We start from the raw sequence: 19842 nt of genomic DNA, 5'->3' as shown, positions 1-19842 counted from the left end.
GATCGGTGTCCGAACCCGTCCGCCGACCATTCCGAGTGTCATGGGCGCGGTTTCTCGGCGGTCGTACGTCTCCGACGACGGCGTTCACCGGGTCTGTCGCGGGAATGGCTTTCTTCACCCGATGGGGTGGCTGTCGCGGCGCCCGAGGACCCGACGCGAATTCACCCGGACGGGTCAGAGGCCGGCGTGGGTCAGGGCGTCGGCGACCCGGTCGGCCATGAGCCGGTGGCCGGCGTCGGTGGGGTGCAGCCGGTCGGTGCCGATCAGGACCGTGCCGTCCGGGACGGGCCCGCCGAACCAGTCGTCGGTCATCGGGTCGATCCACAGCGCGCCGGCCGCCCGGGCGGCGACGCCGAGCGCGTCGCGGACGGCCACGACGTCCACCGACGGCGACGCGTCCGGCCACGCCGGGCCGACGACCACGAGCCGCGCGAGGGGCGCGCGGTCGCGGATCGTGCGGTACAGCGCGGTGGCGGCCGCCGCGACCTGGGCGGGCGGCAGGTCGGCGTCGTTGAGCGAGCCCTGCACGACGACGAGGTCGGGCGCGACCGCCAGGGCCGCGTCGAGCTGGGCCGCGGCGTAGGTCCCCGCGTCGGGGCGGGCGCGCAGGTAGCCCGTGCCGGGGATCGCGGTGTCGGTGAGCCGCCACCCGCGGTCGTGGGCGAGCCGCGCGGTCCAGCCGGCGGCGCCCAGGCCGCCCTCCGCCGTGCCCGCCGAGTAGCTGTCGCCGAGCACGGCGACCACCGAGCCGGGCCCGACGGCGGGTCGCGGGGCCAGCGCGGACGCGACGAGGGCCGTCGCGACCGCCAGCACCGCACCCGCCGTCAGGATGACGACGACGGCCCGGGGCACCCGCCGTCGGTACTCCGGCGACGGCGAGATGGCCGCCGTCGTCCGCACCGACGGCGAGTGCCCGGTGGTCACGACCGCCGACCGGCCGTCGCGGGATCGTGCTGCTCGGTGTCGGACTCCGGGCTCGGCGAGGGCACCGTCGCGAACTCCTGGCGGGAGCCGGGGGTCGGGCTCGGGGCCGGGGTCGGGGCGGCCGTCCGCTCGGCCTCGGCGTAGTAGTAGCCCGCGTAGTAGCCGTCGCCCGCGTCCTTGGTGCGGTTGAGCACCACGCCGACGCGCCCGACCCCGGCCGTCTCGAGCATCTCGTGGGCCCGCCGGACGAGCGCGCCGCTGGTGAAGCCGGCGCGGACGGTGAACACGACGCCGTCGGCGAGGCGGGCCAGCGCGAGCCCGTCGGCCACCGGCAGCAGCGGCGGGGCGTCGACCAGCACGAGGTCGTAGCGCTCGCGCAGCGTCGCGAGCAGCTCGGACATCTGCGGGGACTCGACCATCTCGCAGGGGTTCGGCGGGCGCGGGCCGCTCGCGAGGAGCTCCAGGCGCGGCGCGGGGCCGGCCTGGACGACGTCGTCGACGGAGGCCCGACCGGTGAGTACCTGGGTCAGACCGACGTCCTCGGACAGCCCGAGGTACTGCGCCGCGCGGGGCTTGCGCAGGTCGCCCTCGACCACCAGGACCCGGCGGCCCGCGTTCGCCTGGGCCAGCGCGAGGTTGACCAGCAGCGTCGACTTGCCCTCGTCCTCGATCGCGCTGGTGACGGCGACGACCGTCGTGGTGCGGTCCAGGTCGAGCATGTCGACGTTGGCGCGGACCGCGCGCAGGCTCTCCGCGATCGGCGAGGTCGGCCGGTCCCGGAGGAACAGCGGGACGGTCTCGACGGTGCGGTCCTCGGCCAGCGTCCCGAGCAGCGGCTTCGGGAACACCTCGGCGAGCTGCTCGGTGGTGCGCACGGAACGGTCGAGCGTGCGGCGCAGGACCGCGACGACGACGCCGACGAGCAGGCCGGCGCCGAGACCGATGCCCAGGTCGGTCAGCGGGCGGGGCGACACGGCCTCCGGCTCCAGCAGCGGGCCCTGCACGACGGTGGCGGTCACCGACGGCGGCAGGGTGGAGTTCGCGGGCTTCTCCAGCTGCGCGATCAGCGCCGGGAAGCGCCGGCCGATGGCGCCGGCGATGGCCTCTGCGCGCTCCGGGGAGGTGTCGGTGACCTCGGCGGTCAGCAGCACCGTGTTCGGGCTGACGCTCGCCGAGACCTCGTCGGCGACGGCCTGCGGGTCGTCGTTCAGGCCGAGGTCGGTCACCACCTCCTGGCCGAGGCGGTAGCCGGACAGCAGCTGGGTGTAGGACTTCACGCGGTCCTGGGAGAGCAGGCTGCCCTGGTAGGCGTCGGTCGAGCTGGAGTTCGTCTGCTGGGTGGAGATGTACAGCGTCACCGATGCCGCGTACTTCACGGGCGCGAACAGCACGAGGATCCCCGCGAGGACGACCCCCAGCAGGCCGGCCGCGACGATCACCCGCCACTGCTGGCCGAGGAGGTTGAGGTAGTCGCGCGCGGTCACCGGGCGGTCCTTCCGAGGGTGCTGGTGGGGACGAGCGCCCGGTTCTCGGCGAGGTCGGCGTCGACCATGATCCGGGCGAGCTGCTCGGGCATCGTCTGCGCGGTCCAGCCGAGCTTGTTCTCGGCCTTGGCCGGGTCGCCGATCAGGGCGTCGACCTCGGTGGGGCGCAGGTAGGTCTCGTCGAACCGGACGTGGTCGGTCCAGTCGAGGTTCACGTGGTCGAAGCAGTAGCGGACCCACTGCTCGACGGTGGTGGCCGTGCCCGTCGCCAGCACGTAGTCGTCGCCGTGGTCGGCCTGCAGCATCCGCCACATGCCCTCGACGTACTCCGGGGCGTAGCCCCAGTCGCGGATGGCGTCGAGGTTGCCGAGGTAGACGTGCTCCTCGAGGCCGAGGGCGATGCGGGCGGCGGCGCGGGCGATCTTGCGGGTCACGAAGGTCTCGCCGCGGCGCGGGGACTCGTGGTTGAACAGGATCCCGTTGACCGTGAACATGCCGTGCGCCTCGCGGTAGTTCCGCGCCATCCAGTAGCCGTAGACCTTCGCCGCGCCATAGGGGCTGCGCGGGTAGAACGGCGTCTCCTCGTTCTGCGGCGGCGGGGTCGCCCCGAACATCTCCGAACTCGACGCCTGGTAGTAGCGGGTCTCGATCCCGACCATGCGGATGGCCTCGAGCAACCGGGCGGTGCCGACGCCGGTGGTGTTGCCGGTGTACTCGGGCTCGTCGAAGCTCACGCGGACGTGGGACTGGGCGGCGAGGTGGTAGACCTCGTCGGGCCGGACCTTCTCGAGGAGCGTGACGAGCCTCGAGCTGTCGGTCAGGTCGCCGTAGTGCAGCACCAGACGCTGCTCTGGGTCGTGCGGGTCCTGGTACAGGTGCTCGATCCGGCCGGTGTTGAACGTGCTCGACCGGCGGATGATCCCGTGGACCTCGTAGCCCTTGCCGAGCAGCAGTTCCGCGAGGTACGAGCCGTCCTGTCCGGTGATCCCGGTGATCAGTGCCCGCTTCATGCGGCAGTCCCCCACGTGTCGTTCCCTGCGTCAGTCATGCGGTCACCTCTCGGGCATTCGGGGCAGCCGTTGCTCTGATCAGAGCAACACGCTAATCGTTCTCGCTACGCAGAGCGAGTTGTCGTGCACGGATCGTGTCAACCAACAGCAAGATCCGATTTCGCCGCGCGGACCGATCGGTCCTCGCCCCATTCCGCGCGGCGCGACGAGATCTCGGTCGGTGCGCGTTCACGACGCGTCCTCCAGCACCGGCATGGCCGCCGCCGCGCGGGGGCGCGGAACCATCGGCGTCACGATTCGCGACCGCGCCGCGGCCAGCCCCTCGACCCACCCGACGTACGCGCTGCGGGCCGACGCCTCGGACAGCGCGTCGCGGGCGAACAACTGGCCCCGCAGGCCCATGGCGGCGGCACCCACACGATCGAGGCCGGTGCGCAGCACGGCACCCAGGAGCTCCTCGGGCTCCCCCGCCCCGACCCGGACCCCGCCCCCGCTCGCCGCGATCTCCGAGGACGCGGCGCTGCGCTCCCCCGTCGCCGCGACGACCGGCCGGCCGGCCGCGAAGTAGGAGGTCAGCTTGGACGGCACGCACATCTCCTCGACGCCGGGCTTCTCGTTGAGCAGCAGGACGTCGGCCGCGGCCATGGCGAGCGCGAAGCGGTCGGAGGGCAGGGGGTCGAGGAACTGCAGGCGCTCGACCCCGGCGCCGAGGCGCTCCAGGCGGGCGCGCTGGTTGCCGGTGCCGAGCAGGACGAAGCGCACGGCCGCCCCGGTCGCGTCCGCCAGACGGGCGGCCTCGACGACGTTCTCCAGGCCCTGCTTCGCGCCCATGTTCCCGGCGTGCAGGGCGATGACCTCGTCGTCCCGCCAGCCCAGCTCGCGACGCAACCGCATCAGCTCGTCCGCACCCGCCGTCGTCGGGCGGACGTGGCTCCAGTTGCGGATGGTGGTGATGCGCCGCTCGTCGACGCCGAGGTCGGCGAGCGAGCGGTGGAAGCTGGAGTGGATCGCGACGACGCCGTCGGCGCGGCGCAGCAGCGTGCGCTCGAGGCGGGCGGCGGTGCCCGCCGCGTGCCCGCCCAGAGCCTGGGCCTCGGCGATCGCGTAGCTGTAGAGGTCCTGCGGGATCACGCCGAGAGCCGTCCCGGGCCGGCGCCACCGCAGCGCGGCTCCGACCGTGAGCAGGGCGGGGCTGACGGCGAGGACGACGTCGGGCCGAGCCGAGCCGACCGTCGCGGCCCGCAGGGCGAACGCGGCCTCCATACGGATGCGGCCGGCGCCGGTCGGGTCCGCCGGGACGGGGTGGGCGACCCGGGTGACGCGGACGTCGCCGTCCCGCTCGTGCAGGACCGGGCCGAGGCCGCGGTAGTTCCCGTCCACCTCCCAGTGCGGGTAGTGCGGCAGGCCGGTGACGACGTGCACGCGGTGCCCGGCGTCGGCGAGGAAGCGGGCGGTGCCGGTGGTGTAGGGCGCGATGCCGGTGGGCTCGGGCGCGTAGTTGAGGCCGAGGATCAGGACGTTGAGCGACATGTCGGTGGTCCCTGGGTTCAGTACGCGCCGCGGCCGGTGACGACGGCGGCGACGGTGCGGGCGAGGATGTGGATGTCGAGGCCGGGCGACCAGTTCTCGACGTAGCGCAGGTCCAGGCGGACGGTCTCGTCCCAGGACAGGTCGGAGCGGCCGGAGACCTGCCAGAGGCCGGTCATCCCCGGGCGGACGAGCAGGCGGCGGCGGGCGTCGTCGGCGTACTGGGCGACCTCCGCGGGCAGCGGCGGCCGGGGCCCGACCAGGGACATCGAGCCGCCGAGCACGTTGAACAGCTGCGGCAGCTCGTCGAGCGAGTACCGGCGCAGGACGCTGCCGATGCGGGTGATCCGCGGGTCGCGGCGCATCTTGAACAGCGGGCCGGCGGCCTCGTTGTCGAGGTCGGCGCGCGCGGTCTCCGCGTCGGTGACCATCGACCGGAACTTGACCATCCGAAAGGTGGAGCCCTCCCGGCCGACGCGCTCCTGGCGGAAGAACACCGGGCCGCCGTCCTCGCGTTTGACGAGGATCGCGAGGGTCACCAGGACGGGCGCGAGGAGCAGCACCGCCAGTCCGGCGCACAGCCGGTCGACGACCGTCTTCGAGACGCGCCCCCAGCCGCCGAACGTCGGCTGCGTCAGGCGGATCATCGGGAGCCCGTCGACCGGGGTCATGTGCAGCCGCGGTCCGGCGACCTCCATGAGACCGGGGTCGACGACCAGGTCGCGGTCGGTGCCCTCGAGCTGCCACGCCAGGCGGTGCAGCCGCTTGCCGCTCCAGCCGGGGGCCGGGGCCACCGCGACCACCTCGGCGCCGACGGCGTGCACCGCGACGGCGACCTCGTCGAGGTCGCCGACCACCGGGACACCCGCGCACTCCCCCGAGCCGGTCGGCGTGCAGGCGCCGACGACGGTCCAGCCGAACTCCGGGGCGCGGCGGGTCCGCTCGACGAGGTTGGTCACCGACTCGCACGACCCGACGGCCAGCACGTTCGTCAGTCCGAGCCCTCGGCGCCGCTGGCGGTGCAGCACCGCCCGGGCGACCCCGCGCCCGGCGAGCACCGCGAGGACCGCGGCCGGCAGGACGAACAGCGTGTAGGGCTGGAGCCGGTAGTCCTTGAGCGCGACCTCGGTGAGCGCCAGCACCAGCAGGGCGCCCGTGCCGGAGGCGACGATGCGCGAGCACTCCAGTCCGCCCGAGGACACCATGACCGGGTGCCAGCACCGGCCGAGCGCGAAGGCCGTGCCCAGCAGCGCGACGAGGCCGGCGAGCAGCCCGGCCGTGACGGCGGGGTGGGTCCGGACGATCGTCGGGACGAAGGACGCGGCGACCAGTCCGACGGCGAGGACGATCGCCAGGTCGGTGAGCATGACCTTCCAGGCCCACCGCATGCGCCGCCGGCGGATCGCGTCGATCCCGACGTTCCCGGTCGCGGCGGTGAGCGGGTCGCCCGCCACGCCGACGACGGTCGCGTGCATGTCGGCGGTCGTCTCCGCACCGGCCTCCCGGGCCCGCATGCTGGTCACCGATCATCACCTCGCCTGTCTGAGTGCCGTCGTCGTGTTCACCGGCAGGCATCGGTGGGTACGTCAGCAGCGCTACGCCGAATGGAGCAGTCATCGGTCCCCGGAGGACCGGTCACGCAGCGTTCTGACGGTCGTTCCGTGACCTCGGCGAGATGTCGACGGGGCAATCGACAGGTGCGGCCCGGTCCGACGCGCGCGGGGCCCGTCGATGTCGCGATCCGGGCCCGCTTCCACCCGCGTGGGTGACCGGACGGTCAGGAGACCTGATGGACCCGGCGGTTCGGTTGCGGGCGATCGGATCGACTACTGCACCCGTCCGGGTGAACGCGCCCGATCGGGTTCAGGGGCCGTCCGGGGCCGTCCGTGCTCAAGCGAAGGGCCCCTTCCGTCGACTAGACCGACCGAAGGTGCCCTTCGCTCAGGACGGCGCGGCGCCCGACCTCAGCCCGACGGGGCCGCCGGCGGCGCCGCCACGTGCCCGCTGGACGACACGAGCGCGATCGTCTGCCCCTGCACGGCCTGCCCGCCCCCACCGGACGGCGTCTGACCGACCACGGTGCCCGCCGGGGAGCGGTTGTCGACCTGCGAGGTCGTGACGGCGAAGCCCGCCGCCCGCAGGGCTGCGGCCGCCTGGTCGACCGGCTGCCCGACCTCCTGCGGCACCGCGAGCCGGTCGCCGCCCGCGACGAAGCGCGGGTCCGTCGGGGGCAGCGGGAGGACCGGCTGGCCGCCCAGGATCGTCGTCATCGCCTGGTAGTAGGTCTGCGCCGGCGTGTTGCCACCGAAGAGGTTGCCGGTCGAGCACGTGGTGGGCGGGCTGCCGTTGCAGATCGGGCGGGGGCGGGACGAGTCGTCGAACACGATCGACGCCCCGGACATCTGCGGCGTCGCCGCCACGAACGCCCCCGACTCGGAGACCTGCGTCGTCCCCGTCTTCGCCGCGGTCGGCCGGTTCCAGCCCGCCGCGGTGGCGGCCGCGGCGGAGGTGCCGCCGGGCTGGTCGTCCTTCGACATCCCCGTCATGAGGGTGTCCGCGAGCTGCGGGGGCACGGCCTGGTGGCAGGCGGTCGTCGGGATGGACACCGGGGCGCCGGAGGAGTCGGTGACCGACTGGATCGGGTCCGGCGGGCACCACGTGCCGTGCGAGGCGAGGGTGGCGCCGACGCTCGCGAGCTCCAGCGGGCTGGTCGGGGCCACACCGAGGGTGAACGACGCCTGGTTCTGCGCCTTCACGGTGTCCGCGACCGACGCGCTGCCGTTCGCGCCCGGCTTCGCCAGCGACGTCATGCCCATCTGCACGGCCATGTCGACGACCGGCGCGATCCCCGTCGTCTCCTCGAGCTTGACGAAGGCGGTGTTGGGCGACTGCGCGAGCGCGTCCTGCAGCGTCAGGGCCCCGGGGTAGTTGCCGTCGTTCGAGACGACGAAGCCCGGGGTCAACGGCGAGGCGTAGCCGTTGGGCGGGACCGGGATGACGTTGGAGATGCCGCCCCCGCCCGCGAGGTAGGCCGCCGAGGTGAAGATCTTGTAGACCGACCCGGCGCCGAGGTTCTCCGGCTCGGCGGGCAGGTCGTAGGTCGTCTGGCCGGCGGCCGCGTCCAGGCCGTACCCCCGGTTCGCGACGAGGGCCCGCACCGGGTGCGACGTCGTCCCGGGCTGGACGACCGCGAGGGTGTCGGCGACGTGCGGCTGCGTCGGCGGGACCTGCGCGTCGACGGCCTGCTTGGCCGCCGCCATCGCCGCCGGGTCGAGCGTCGTGCGCACCGTGTAGCCGCCGGAGCGCAGTTGCTCGGGCGTGATGCCGGCCTGGTCCAGGTAGTCGAGCACGTAGCTGCAGAAGAACCCGTCGTCGCCGGCCCCCGTGCACCCGTTCGCGATCCCGTGCAGCGGCGCCTGCACCCCCAGCGGGGACGCGGCCGCGGCCGCGGCCTGCTCCGGACTCAGCTCGCCCTGCTGGCGCATCTGGTCGATGACGACGTTGCGGCGCCCGGTCGCGGCCTGCGGGTGCGCCACCGGGTCGTAGGCCGCGGGGCTCTGCACCATGCCGGCCAGCAGCGCGGCCTGCGGCACGGTGAGCTGGTCCGGGGTCGTGTTGAAGTACGTGCGGGCCGCCGCCGCGACGCCGTACGACTGGTTCCCCAGGTACACGACGTTCAGGTAGCGGGTGAGGATCTCGTCCTTGGACAGCGAGTGGTCGAGCTGCTCCGCGACGCGGGCCTCGCGCAGCTTGCGGCCGAAGGTCGCCTCGGTGGCCTTGAGCTGTTCGGCCGGCGTCTTCGCCGCGACGTACTCGTCGTAGTTCTTGACGTACTGCTCGGTGAGCGTCGAGGCGCCCTGCGTCGACCCGCCGGTGCCGTTGTTCACCAGGGCCCGCGCGATCGAGCGGGGGTCGAGGCCCGACTCGCTGAAGAACCGCCGGTCCTCGATCGCGACGATCGCGGCCTTCATCGTGACCGAAATCTGCTCGGACCGGACGATCTGACGATTCTGGTCATACAGGTACGCGATGGGCGCGCCATTCATGTCGGTCACCGTGGTGATCGAGGGCATGTCACCCGCGAGTACCCCCGGCGCCGTGTCCTGCGCTCCCTCGATCGCCTGGTTCGACAGCAGCCCCAGGCCTCCCACCAGCGGGAACGCCGCCCCCGCCACCAGAATCCCGGCAATCACCGTGACGGCCAGCAGCCGCACCTTCGACGTCATCGACCCCAGACCAGACCAATTCGGACAATTCCCGACGGCGGGTCCTCCCGGCGTCGCGACCCATTCTCACCCGCCGTCGGGAAAGGCTGCGTGATCCCCCGTCGCTCCGCTCGCCGGGGTGTCAGCGGCTCACCACGTGACGGGCAACGCGTGCACGCCGTACACCACCATCGCGTCGCGGAAGGCGACGTCGTCGAGCGGCGTGTCCACCCGCAGCGTCGGGAAGCGTCGCAGCAGGGCCGGGTACGCGACCTGCAGCTCGACGCGGGCGAGCTGCTGCCCCAGGCACTGGTGCACGCCGTGACCGAAGGCGACGTGGTGGTTGGGCGAGCGGTCGACGTCGAGAGCGTCCGGGTCGGCGAACACCTCGGGGTCGCGGTTGGCGATCTCCGCGGCCGCCACCACGCCCTCCCCCGCCCGGATCGTGACGCCGCCCAGCTCGACGTCCTCGGTCGCGACCCGGCGCCGCCCGAAGTGCGTCACGGTCAGCAGCCGCAGCAGTTCCTCGACGGCCCCCTCGACCGACAGCCCCTCGCGCACCCGCGCGGCCTGCTCCGGGTCCTGCAGCAGGAGCAGCGTGCCCAGCGCGATCATGTTCGCGGTCGTCTCGTGGCCGGCGACCAGCAGGAGAAGCCCCATCGACGCCGCCTGCTCGCGGGTGATCTCGCCGGTCAGGACGTGCCGGACGGCCAGGCGCCCGAGCATGTCGTCCTCGGACCCGGACGCCTCGCGCTCGGCGATCAGCCCCTCGAGGTAGTGGAGCAGCTCGTTGGACGCCGCCACGGACTCCTCGACGCCGGACTCCGTGTTCACCAGCGCGTGCGAGCGGGACTGGAAGAACGGGTGGTCGGCGTACGGGACGCCCAGCATCCGGCAGATGACGAGGCTCGGCAGCGGCAGCGCGAACGCCTGCACCAGGTCGACGGGCTGCGCGGACGCGGCCATGCCGTCCAGCAGCTCGTCCACGGTCTGCTCGATCATGGGCCGCAGCGCGCGGATCGCCTTCACGCTGAACTCGCTGATCAGCATCTTGCGGAAGAACGCGTGCTGCGGGTCGTCCATGGCGATGAAGCTCGGGACGTTCCGGCGGCGCGCGCCCACGGCCGCCGACGTCGCGGGGTAGCCGGAGGTGAGGTTGTCCGCGGAGAAGCGCTGGTCCGCGAGCACCGCCCGGACGTCGTCGTGGCGGGTCACCAGCCACGGGCGGCTGCCGTCCCAGATCGTCACCCGCCGGATCGACTCCTCGGCCTGGATCGCGCCGAGCTCGCGCGGCGGGTCGAACGGGCACTGCCGCGCCATCGGGTAGTGCGGCACCTCGGTCGTCGCGAGCTCACTGGTCGCCGTCATCGCCGGTTCCTCCCCGGAGGTTGCTCGTTACTGAGGCTAACGATATACCATGACGATGTTGCAGGCGCTGCAAGTTTGCAGTCGACGAAACGAGGGGAGCCCGCCGTCGTGACCGGGACCGGACTGCGCGAGCGCAAGAAGGCGGAGACCCGCAGCGCCCTGCGGGAGACCGCGGTGTCGCTCGCGCACCGGGACGGCCCGGACGCGATCACCGTCGAGCAGGTGTGCGCGGCGGTCGGGGTGTCCGCACGGACGTTCTTCAACTACTTCGCGAGCAAGGACGACGCCCTGTTCGGGGTGGACGCCGGGGTGCTCTCGGCGATCGTGGCCGACGTCGTCGCGCGGCCCGCCGCCGAGGACCCGGCCACCGCCCTGATCACGGTGCTGCACGACCTGCTCAGCGACGCCGCCGGGTCGAGCGTCTGGCACGACCAGCTCGCCCTGATCCGCGACCACCCCGAGGTCCTCCCCCGGCTCGACGACGCCCAGCGCGCGCTCGAGCGGGCCTGCACCGAGGCCGTCTCGCTCCGGACGGGACGGCTCGACCTCGACGCCCACACCACCGCCGCCGCCGTGCTCGCGGCCCAGCGCGTCGCCGTCGCCGCCTGGCGCGAGCAGCCCGACGGCCCCGGCCCCGACGTCCTGTTCGAGCGCAGCGCGGCGCTCGTCCGCTCCGGACTCGACCTCCCCACCCACCCGTCGTCGTGAGGACCGCATGACCGCCGCCCTGTCCCCCGAGATGAAGCGCAGCAACCTGCGCTTCTCCCTCGCCATGCCGCTGTTCTTCATGGTGATGTTCCCGCTCTGCTACATCACCGCCCTGCACCTGCCGGTGCCGAACCAGATTCCCGTGGGCGTGGTCGGGGCGGGTGCGGCCGCACTCGTCGCGTCCCTCGGCCCGCGGCTCGGGAACGCCGTCGAGCTCATGCCGGTCGGGTCCGTGGACCAGGCCCGCGAAATGATCTTCCAGCAGACGATCAAGGCCGCGTACGTGCCGGAGAGCAGCCAGATGCTGGTCGCGGGTGCCGACGGCCGGGTCATGACCCAGCTGGTCCCGACGATCTTCGCTCCCGTCGCCGGCGGCGCCCTGACCACCGTCGACGTCGCCCCGCTGGCTCCCGGCGACGGCAACGGCATCGGGCTGATGTTCTTCATGCTGATCGTCTGCATCGTCGGGTTCATGACGGCGAACATCCTCGGCAACGCCGCCTTCTTCCTGCCCGTGCGCCAGCGGATCGCGATCTCCGCCGGCGTCGCCGTGCTCACGCCGATCGTGCTGTGGCTGTTCATGGGCCTCTGGCTGCAGATCATCGTCGGGTCGTTCGGGCAGATCGTCGCGGTGATCGCGCTGGGTGCGGTCGCGTCGTTCACGGTCGGGCTGGTGACGACGGCGGCCGTGGTCGTCCTGGGCAAGTGGGCGCTCTTCCCCTGCATGCTGATCTTCGTCTTCCTGAACATCCCGTCGTCGAACTCGGCCTACCCCGCCGAGATCGTGCCGCCGTTCTTCGGCGGGCTCTCCGAGGTGCACCTGGGATCCGCGCTGGTGGGGGCCGTGCGGTCGATCCTGTACTTCGGCAACGTCGGGGTCGGCTCGCACCTGCTGACGATGGGCATCTGGCTCGTGATCGGCGTCGTGCTGCTGGGCGCCGCGATCGCGTGGCGGGACCGGGGGTCGTCGTCCTCCTCGGCGTCCGCGGACGCCACGGACTCCGAGGAGGAGCTGGACCACGAGGTGGCGGGCGCGGCTGCCGCGGGTGCCGGTCCGCGCCTCAGCGGCCGGGTGCACGGCCGCGACGGACGACCGCTCGGCGGGGCCCGGGTGACCGTCGTGGACGGCCGCGGCACCCAGTCCGGCCTCGCGACCGCCGACGGCGAGGGCCGCTTCGAGGTGGCGGGCCTGCCCGGGGGGACGTTCACCGTCATCGCCTCCGCGCCCGGCCACGCCCCGGCGGCGCACACCGCCACCGTCGGCGGACCCGGCGCCGACCTAGGCTCCATCCGCCTCGCCGGGCAGCCCGGGCGCCACGACGACACCGGGACCTCGGAGAGCAGCATGCCCCCGGCGGCGTCGTACAGCGGGTAGGGGCCGCCCGTCCTCCGTCGACGATGGCGACCTGCTCGCACCACATGCGTGCAGCTCGCCATCGTCGATCGGCGCTCGGGTGCCGGGCCCTCCACCGTGATCAAAAGGCACCCAGCGCTGCCCACGCCCCGCCCCGAGAGCGCTGGAAACCCGCTCGCCCTTCGGTCCCGCCGACGATGGCGACCTGGTCCCACCCCATGCGTGCAGGCCGCCATCGTCGATCGGCCGCACGAGCCGGATGATCACTCGTTCAGCCGTACCGCCCGTCGAGGCCCCCCGTTCGTGTCCCTCGACCACGGCGCGCCGACCTCGTGGGATGGCGGGGTCCGCGCCGTCGGGGGGCGGACGCGGACGGGGGTGTGCGGTGGCCGGGTCCTGCTCACGGTGCGGAGCGGCGCGGACGGACGGGTGGGCGTTCTGCCGCTCGTGCGGGGCGGTCGAGGTGCCGGCCCCACGGCAGGCCGAAGACGCCGCGGTCCCGACGGGAGCACGCTCCGTCCCGACGGCGGGTGAGGCGGCTCCGGAGGTCGGCCGCCCGGCCGGAGAGCGTCCGCCGAGCCCGCGGTCTGCTCCTGGCAGCCCACGACCGACACCGTCCGGCACCCCGCGACCCGCGTCGCCGAGCCCGGCCCTCGGCATCCCCCGCCAGGCCCCGCCGCGCAGCCCCGCGCACGGGTTCCCGGAGACCCCGCGTCGCCCGGAGAGCGAGGGCCGCCCGGCGCCGCGGCCCGTCCCGGCGGTGTCGCCCGGGGCGCTGCACCCCCACCGTGTCCGGGTCCCGCTGCACGACACCCCCGGCGCCGGCGTCCCCCGCGGCCCCGCGTCGGTGGCGCGGCCGGTGGTCCGGGTCGGTACGCCGCGCGACTGGGCCGAGGCGGCGCTCGCCGCGCTGACCGTCCTCGCCGTCCTGGCGGTGCCCGGCGCGCTCCTGCTCGTGGCCCTCGGCGACGAGGCGGGCGGCAGTCCGCTGCTGCTGGTCCCGGTCGCCGTGGCGCTGGGCGTCGGCGGGTCGGTCGACGTGCACCTCGGGCCGCTCGCGCTGGGAGGCTCGGTCGCGGTGACGCCGCTGCTGGTGACGGGCGCGGCGATCGCGTCGGGCGCCGGGCTGGTCGTCACGCGCGCCCGCCCGCCGGCCGACGTGCCCGTCCAGGCCGCCCGCGCGCTGATGCTGTTCGTCATCGGTCTCGGAGGCCTCGCCGCCCTCGGGCGCACGAGTGCCGCTGCGGGCACCCTGTCCGTCGACCTCGCGACGACCCTGCTCGGCGGCACGCTCTGGTTCGGCGGTGCGCTCGTCCTCGCGATCGCCTGGCGGCGCCCGGACGCGCTCCCACCGGCACTGCGCCGGGCCCGCGACCTGCTCGCCGGGCCGGTCGCCGGACTCGGCGCCGTGCTCGGGGCCTGCTGGCTCGGTGGCCTGGCCCTCGTGGTGGCGGGAGCGCTCGCCCGCACGGACACCCCCGCCCTCCCGACCGCCGGCACAGCCCCGCCCGTCGCCACCGTCCTGCTGGTCGTCGTCCTCGCCCCGACGGCGCTGCTCGCCGCGTTCGCGGTCTGCCTCGGCGTCCCGCTGAGCGGGCGCGGACCGTTCGTCGACGGCGACCTGGGGTTGGTGCACCTGCTCGGCGCCGGACCGTCGTGGTGGCTCGCGCCGCTGGTCGCCGGGGTGGTGTGCACGCTCGGCGGGATGGTGGCCGCGCTGCACGCGCGGGGTCCCGACGAGGCCGTGCGCCGCGGGTGGCTCCTCGGCCCGGCCCTGGCGGCGCTGCTCGCCGTCGCGGTCCCGGTCACCTCGCTGGTCGTGGGCCCGTTCGGTGCCCGCCTCGACCTCGCGACCGCCGTGGTGCTCGGCCTCGCCTGGGGTGCGGCCGGGGGGCTGCTCGGTGCCGTGATCGCTCCCGGGCTGCCGCCCGCCCTGCGCTCCGGTCGTCTCGGTCCGCGCACGTCGAAGGCCGGCGAGGTCGTCGCCGTCGTCGTGGTCGTCGCGTTCCTGGCCGGGGCGCTCGCGATCGGTTTCGCGGCTGCGGCGCAGGTCGGGTGACGGTTCCTCGTCCGATCGGGTGACTCTGCTAACGGCCGCCCGGCGCAGCACGACACCTGCAGTGACACGCTCCGTCGGGGGGCGGAGCCACTGATGTCGGGGGACACCATGATGATCACCGCTGCTGCCATCGCCGTCGGGACCGCCGCGGGCGCCTGGATCGCCACGCCGTTCCTCGCGATGAGCCGTCGGGGCACGCTGGACGACCAGGCCCGCGCCGCGATGCGCGCGGAGGCCGACCGGGCGGACGCCGTCCGCCGCGCCCGCCGTCGGGAGACCCTCGTGGCCGTCGCCTCGGTGTCGGTCCCGGCACAGCGCCGGCCCGTCCACGACGACGTGGCCGTCCCCGCCTGAGAGCCGGTCGGGTCGGGGCGCTCCCGCGAGTGCGACGTCACGCAGGTTCCGCGGCCCACAGACCTGCGTGGTGTCGACCTCGCGCCCGTGACGACGCGGTCTCACCACCGCCGCGCTCCGGACACGATCAGGCTCGTCAGCCCATGGTTCCACCGGATGCCGACGCATGCTGGGCCGTATGGGCGCCATCGACCGCCGTCAGTTCCTCGCCGCCGCGGGCGGGCTGACCCTGGGCGCGCTCTCCCTGGCGGCGCTCCCCGCCCCGCCGCGCGGGTTCGTGGCCGACACCCCGGCCACCACCGAGGAGGCGCGCGCCGCGGGCTGGGCGGTGGTGACGGACTTCGGCGCGGTCGGCGACGGCGGGTCCCGGCCCCTGAGCTCCCGCTTCGCGACCCTCGACGACGCCCGCCGCGTCTACCCCGCCGCCACCGCGTTGAGCGACGAGCTCGACGGCGTCGCGATCCAGGCCGCCGCCGACTCCGGCGTCACCGGTGTCTTCTACCCCGCGGGCACCTACCGGCACTCGACCGCCGTCGTCGTCCACTCCGGGCAGCGTCACCTCGGCGCCGGGAGCAACGGCGGGACCCCGACGACGAGGCTGGCCAACACGCGCTCCCGCGGCACCGGTCTCGACTGGAACCTCGCCCACAGCTTCCGGATCGGCGACATCCACCCCGTCGCGATGGAGGCCGACCGCGCCGGCGTCGGGTGGGCGGTCCGCACCCTCGCTGCGATCACGGCGGGGTCCCGCACCGTCCGGCTCACCGAACCGCTCGGGGACGCGGTGCTGCGCGTCGGCGACATCGTGAACGTGCGCTGCGACAACAGCCCGGTCGTCGACGGCGAGGGCCTGACCTACGACGCGGAACAGTGGAACCGCGTCGTCGCGATCTCCGGCGACACGGTCACGCTCGAGCTGCCGGTGCCGTGGACGATCGTCGCCGCGAGCGACGACCCGACCGTGCTCGCAGGACCGCGCCTGTGCGTCAACGCCGGCGGCGACTACTTCCTGGGCATCCCGTGGGAGATCGTGCAGGACGTCGAGGTGGGCCGCTTCGCGCTGAACTCGGCCGGTTTCTCGGCGCGCAACGGGGTCTGGCGCGGCTGGTTCCACGACCTGGTCCTGGTGTGCGAGAACATGATGGGGATCAACGCGCTCGTCCTCTCGACGGTCGAGCGGGTCTCCGGGACCTGGAGCGCCCGGATGATCGAGCTCAAGCACGCGGGGCACTCCTCGACGCTGCGTTCGATCACCGGGACGCAGGTGCCGATGCCGTCGGGGTCGGTCGGGGTCCCGAGCACCGCGATCGACATCGGCGAGCAGTGCTACGACATGACCCTGACCGACATCACCCTGAACATCGACGCCTCCGACACCGTCCAGCGCCGCGCCCTCGAGGTCGCGTGCTCGGGCGTCTCGGTGCAGGCGCGGCTGAACCACCTCGGCGCGGGGCAGCAGCAGTCGGTGTGGGCCGTGAAGGACTCCAACGGCCTCGCGCGCCCGCCGACGGACGTCTCCCTCGACCTCGTGGTGCGCACCCGCCCGGGCTACGCGCGCTACGGCGTCGTCGGCTATCCGTCGGACCGGCCGTCCGACCCGGTCGGGGTGACGCTCGCGCTGGACCAGCGCACGGTCTCCGGCGCGCCCGCCGCGTGCGCGTTCTGGGTCGCGACCGCCCGCGACGTCCACGTCACCTCCCTCACCGGTGACCAGACGGTGGCGGTGTGGTCCCCGCCGGGGGAAGCGCCGACCGGTTGCACCTCCCGCCAGGTCTGACCGATCTGTGGTGCCATGGGCACATGGAGCAGTGCCGGCAGTGCGGCGGGGGGCCGGTGCAGGGTGGCTGGTGCCGCACGTGCGGGATGCCGGCCTCGTTCCCGACGGCGGGTCCGCCTCCGGCGGCGACCCGTGAGGGGAGGCCCGCGCCCTGGCACACCGAGGGTTCCCCGCGCGCGGGTGGGACCATCCTCGACCGCCCGGTCTCCCGCGCGCAGGCCATGCCGGTGCTGCTGTGGGCGGCGATCGGTGCGCTGGCGCTGGCCGCGGTGCTGTGCCTCACGACGCTGATCGGGACGCTCGCGAACGCGGACGCGCTGTCGACCGACGAGCTGGAGGTCCTCGCGAGCGCGGCCGGGTCGGCGGCCCCGGGGTTCGGGCTGGTCGGGGCGGTCTGGCTCGGGCTCGCCGCGTGGTTCGTCGCGCTGGGCAGCCGGCCGGCGCGGGCGTTCGCGCTGATCGGCGCGGTCCTCGGGCTGTGCGCGCTGGTGTCCGGGCTGCTGGTGATCCCGCTCGCGGCGGCGGCCCTGCTCGCGGCGGGCGCGGCCGTCGTCCTCGTGGTCGTGCCCGACGCCCGGGCGTGGTTCTCCGGGCCGTACGCGCGGGTGCTGCGCGGCCCGGTGTCGGTGCTGCTCGTGCGGACCTGCTCGCTCGGGGCGGCGATCGCCTGGATGATCGGGACGGTCGGGCTCGGGGTGTTCGGGCTGATCGCTCTGGCGGGCGGGCTCGTGACCGCCTCGGGCGGGGCGCGCTCCGAACTGGGTGCGGCCCTCGGGGGGCTGCTCGGGGTGATCGGCGGCTTCGTCCTCATCGCCGCCCTGTTCTGCGCGGCACTCGCGGCGGTGCAGTTCTGGGTGTTCTCCGCGCTGGCGCGGACCGGGCCCCGGTCCCCCCGGCCGGCCCGCGTGGTGGCGACGGTGCTGGCCGGTCTCGCGGGACTGGGCGCCCTGCTGACCTGGGACCGCTGGACGCTGCTCGGACTCGCGGTCGCCGCGGTGCTGATCGGCGCGCTCTGGGTCCCCGACGACGCCCGGCGGCACTTCGGGGACGCGCCGCTGCCCGCCGTGGCCCGGCTCGTCGCGCGGGTCCGGGCCATCGGTGGGCCGGCGGGCGTCCGGCCCGGAGCGGCCCCGCCCGCCCGGCCGACCGTGCAGGCGGCCCCGGCCGGATGGCCGCCGGAGCCCGAGGAGGCCTGGTCCCGGCAGGACCCGACGTCAGGAACGGTCTGTGCCCTGTGCGGCACGCCGGTCGCCCCGGGGTCCTCCTTCTGCGGGAACTGCGGGACGCGGATCTGAGCGCCGCGCGGGCCGGGCGCATCATCGGGCCATGCGTGCGGACCTGGTGCTGGAGGGCGGCGGGGTCAAGGGGATCGGCCTCGCGGGCGCCGTCGCCGCCGTGACCGACGCGGGCTACCGCCCGCAACGGATCTCGGGGACCTCGGCCGGAGCGCTCGTCGGGGCGATCGCGGCGGCCGGCGCGCGCGGCGACCGGCTGGGCGAGATCACCCGGCGGCTGGACTTCCGCGCGGTCGCCGACCGGCACGGGCTCGGCCGCGTGCCGCTGGTCGGGCCGGGCCTGGCCCTGCTCACCGGGGCCGGGCTCTACCGCGGGGACTACCTGCTGGAGTGGATCACCGACGAGCTCGCCGCCCTGGGCGTGCGCACGTGGCGCGACCTGCGCCTGGACGACCCGGCCCTGCCGCCCGAACAGCGCTACCGCCTCGTCGTGACCTGCTCGGACCTGACGCTCGGCCAGCTCGTGCGCTTTCCCTGGGACTACCGCGGGGTGTACGGGCTCGACCCCGACGAGCAGCCGGTCGCCGCGGCGGTGCGGGCGTCGATGGCGATCCCGTTCCTGTTCGAGCCGACCACGCTCGTCCACGGCGGCGGCCTGCTGAGCTCGACGCTCGTCGACGGCGGGCTGCTGTCGAACTTCCCGATCGACTCCCTCGACCGCACCGACGGCGCCGCCCCCGCGTGGCCCACCTTCGGCGTCACGATCACCACCCGGCCCGGCCCCGGCGACCGCGTCTCCCTGTTCCGCCTGCCCTTCGTGCACTGGCCGCAGCCGACCGCGCTGCGCCTGCTCGAGCAGCTGCTGACGACGATGGTCGTCGGGCGCGACCAGGCCTACCTCAACCGCCCGTGGGTGGCGGCCCGGACGATCCACGTCGACGCCGGGGAGGTCGGGCTGCTCGACTTCGGCATCTCCCGGGCGCGCACCGACGGGCTCTACCGCAGCGGGTACGACGCCGCGTCCGCGTTCCTCGCCGACTTCGACTGGGACACCTACCGCGAGCGGTTCCGCAGCGAGGTGCCCGCGGCTCGTGAGTACTAGGGAGCGCACCTGGGCTGGTCGTCCGTCCGCGGACCGAACACGCACAGGGGCGCGAGCCACGGCTCGGGGTCGCCGTCCCAGTCCCAGGCGCGCATCTGGTCCAGGCTGCGCCGGCTGAACACGCCGCGGAAGAACTCCCACGGCTCGACGGTCACGGTCGTCTCCGGACCGCCTGCTCCCCCGCGCCACTCCTGGTCGCCGGCGTGCACGACGAGGGTCCCCGGCACCTCCAATGACCGGACGCGCCCGCGGCACACCATCGCCGCGAACGGGGCCCAGGCCTCGGTCGGCGGGGCGGGGTCGGCGAGCGCCTCGGCGATGTCGCCCTCGTGCACCAGCACGTCCGCGCACGGCGGCACCCCCATCGCGCGGCCGTTGAGGCCCTCGACCATGGGTTCCACCAGCGGCGCCCACTCGTCGAGCACGTCCTCGATCGGGACGCCGAGCCGGGCGTCGACCTGGCCCGCGGTCCACTCGTCGTCGGGCGGCCCGGTGAGCCGCCCCGCGATCGCGTCCGCGGCGATCCCGACGAGGTGCGACACCACGGAGTGGACCGTCCACCCCGGGCAGGCGGGGACGGCCGCGCCCAGGCTGCCCGGGTCGAGGGCGGCCAGCGAGCGCATGCGCCCGTCGAGCCGCTGCTGGGCGTCGCGATACGTGTCCCCGAGGAGAACCGGCATGACGGCACCCTAGGGCCGTCACCCGCCGTCACAACCCGTGCGTATCGGGTGAACA

The 19842-nt window shown here is 74.5% G+C and carries 15 protein-coding genes; 7 read left to right on the top strand and 8 right to left on the bottom strand.

Translation table 11 applies throughout. From position 1 onward, the window contains the following. Nucleotides 1-174: 174 nt before the first annotated feature. The 7 genes from QRT03_RS24625 to QRT03_RS24595 form a co-directional block, all read right to left on the bottom strand. Nucleotides 175-924: an SGNH/GDSL hydrolase family protein gene (locus QRT03_RS24625; RefSeq protein WP_286055752.1), complete on the bottom strand. Its 750-nt coding sequence runs from the start codon at nucleotides 922-924 to the stop codon at nucleotides 175-177. Then, complete coding sequence (locus QRT03_RS24620; protein ID WP_286055751.1) at nucleotides 921-2408, bottom strand: tyrosine-protein kinase domain-containing protein; 1488 nt, start codon at nucleotides 2406-2408, stop codon at nucleotides 921-923. The genes QRT03_RS24625 and QRT03_RS24620 overlap by 4 nt, the downstream gene beginning before the upstream one ends. Then, nucleotides 2405-3418, bottom strand: coding sequence for a GDP-mannose 4,6-dehydratase (gene gmd / locus QRT03_RS24615; RefSeq protein WP_286055750.1), 1014 nt, complete (start codon nucleotides 3416-3418; stop codon nucleotides 2405-2407). The genes QRT03_RS24620 and gmd overlap by 4 nt, the downstream gene beginning before the upstream one ends. A 228-nt stretch (nucleotides 3419-3646) precedes the next feature. Next, nucleotides 3647-4948, bottom strand: a complete 1302-nt coding sequence (locus QRT03_RS24610) for a glycosyltransferase (RefSeq protein WP_286055749.1) — start codon at nucleotides 4946-4948, stop codon at nucleotides 3647-3649. Nucleotides 4949-4965: 17 nt separating this feature from the next. Beyond that, on the bottom strand, nucleotides 4966-6459 hold the full coding sequence (locus tag QRT03_RS24605) for a sugar transferase (RefSeq protein ID WP_286055849.1): 1494 nt from the start codon (nucleotides 6457-6459) through the stop codon (nucleotides 4966-4968). Nucleotides 6460-6909: 450 nt separating this feature from the next. Next, nucleotides 6910-9171: a transglycosylase domain-containing protein gene (locus tag QRT03_RS24600; protein WP_286055748.1), complete on the bottom strand. Its 2262-nt coding sequence runs from the start codon at nucleotides 9169-9171 to the stop codon at nucleotides 6910-6912. A 129-nt stretch (nucleotides 9172-9300) separates the two neighbouring features. Next, nucleotides 9301-10518, bottom strand: coding sequence for a cytochrome P450 (locus QRT03_RS24595; RefSeq protein ID WP_286055746.1), 1218 nt, complete (start codon nucleotides 10516-10518; stop codon nucleotides 9301-9303). 108 nt (nucleotides 10519-10626) lie between these two features. Between QRT03_RS24595 and QRT03_RS24590 the strand changes: the two genes are divergently transcribed. The 7 genes from QRT03_RS24590 to QRT03_RS24560 all read left to right on the top strand — a co-directional run bounded on the left by QRT03_RS24590 (nucleotide 10627) and on the right by QRT03_RS24560 (nucleotide 19107). Then, nucleotides 10627-11226, top strand: coding sequence for a TetR/AcrR family transcriptional regulator (locus QRT03_RS24590; RefSeq protein WP_286055745.1), 600 nt, complete (start codon nucleotides 10627-10629; stop codon nucleotides 11224-11226). Nucleotides 11227-11233: 7 nt separating this feature from the next. After that, the gene (locus QRT03_RS24585; protein ID WP_286055744.1) at nucleotides 11234-12601 is read left to right on the top strand and encodes a carboxypeptidase-like regulatory domain-containing protein; all 1368 of its coding nucleotides are present in this window, start codon (nucleotides 11234-11236) and stop codon (nucleotides 12599-12601) included. A 739-nt stretch (nucleotides 12602-13340) separates the two neighbouring features. Next, a complete protein-coding gene (locus QRT03_RS24580; protein WP_286055743.1) occupies nucleotides 13341-14639 on the top strand; it encodes a hypothetical protein in 1299 nt (432 codons plus the stop codon). A 93-nt stretch (nucleotides 14640-14732) separates the two neighbouring features. Beyond that, nucleotides 14733-14993: a hypothetical protein gene (locus QRT03_RS24575; protein WP_286055742.1), complete on the top strand. Its 261-nt coding sequence runs from the start codon at nucleotides 14733-14735 to the stop codon at nucleotides 14991-14993. A 178-nt stretch (nucleotides 14994-15171) separates the two neighbouring features. Beyond that, nucleotides 15172-16770, top strand: a complete 1599-nt coding sequence (locus QRT03_RS24570; protein WP_286055741.1) for a pectate lyase family protein — start codon at nucleotides 15172-15174, stop codon at nucleotides 16768-16770. A gap of 23 nt (nucleotides 16771-16793) precedes the next feature. After that, nucleotides 16794-18065 (top strand): zinc ribbon domain-containing protein, encoded by a 1272-nt coding sequence (locus QRT03_RS24565; RefSeq protein ID WP_286055740.1) that lies wholly within the window; start codon nucleotides 16794-16796, stop codon nucleotides 18063-18065. 31 nt (nucleotides 18066-18096) lie between these two features. Next, nucleotides 18097-19107 carry a patatin-like phospholipase family protein gene (locus QRT03_RS24560; protein ID WP_286055739.1) on the top strand — a complete coding sequence of 337 codons (1011 nt, stop codon included), beginning with the start codon at nucleotides 18097-18099 and terminating at the stop codon, nucleotides 19105-19107. On the opposite strand, the gene QRT03_RS24555 is transcribed toward QRT03_RS24560, so the two are convergent. After that, nucleotides 19104-19787, bottom strand: coding sequence for a maleylpyruvate isomerase N-terminal domain-containing protein (locus tag QRT03_RS24555; RefSeq protein ID WP_286055738.1), 684 nt, complete (start codon nucleotides 19785-19787; stop codon nucleotides 19104-19106). The genes QRT03_RS24560 and QRT03_RS24555 overlap by 4 nt on opposite strands. Between the last annotated feature and the right edge of the window lie 55 nt (nucleotides 19788-19842).

Origin of the sequence: Actinomycetospora termitidis, from assembly GCF_030286555.1 — a bacterium.
In the GTDB taxonomy this organism is placed as follows: Bacteria; Actinomycetota; Actinomycetes; order Mycobacteriales; family Pseudonocardiaceae; genus Actinomycetospora; species Actinomycetospora termitidis.
This window is presented reverse-complemented; position numbering and strand designations above follow the sequence as displayed.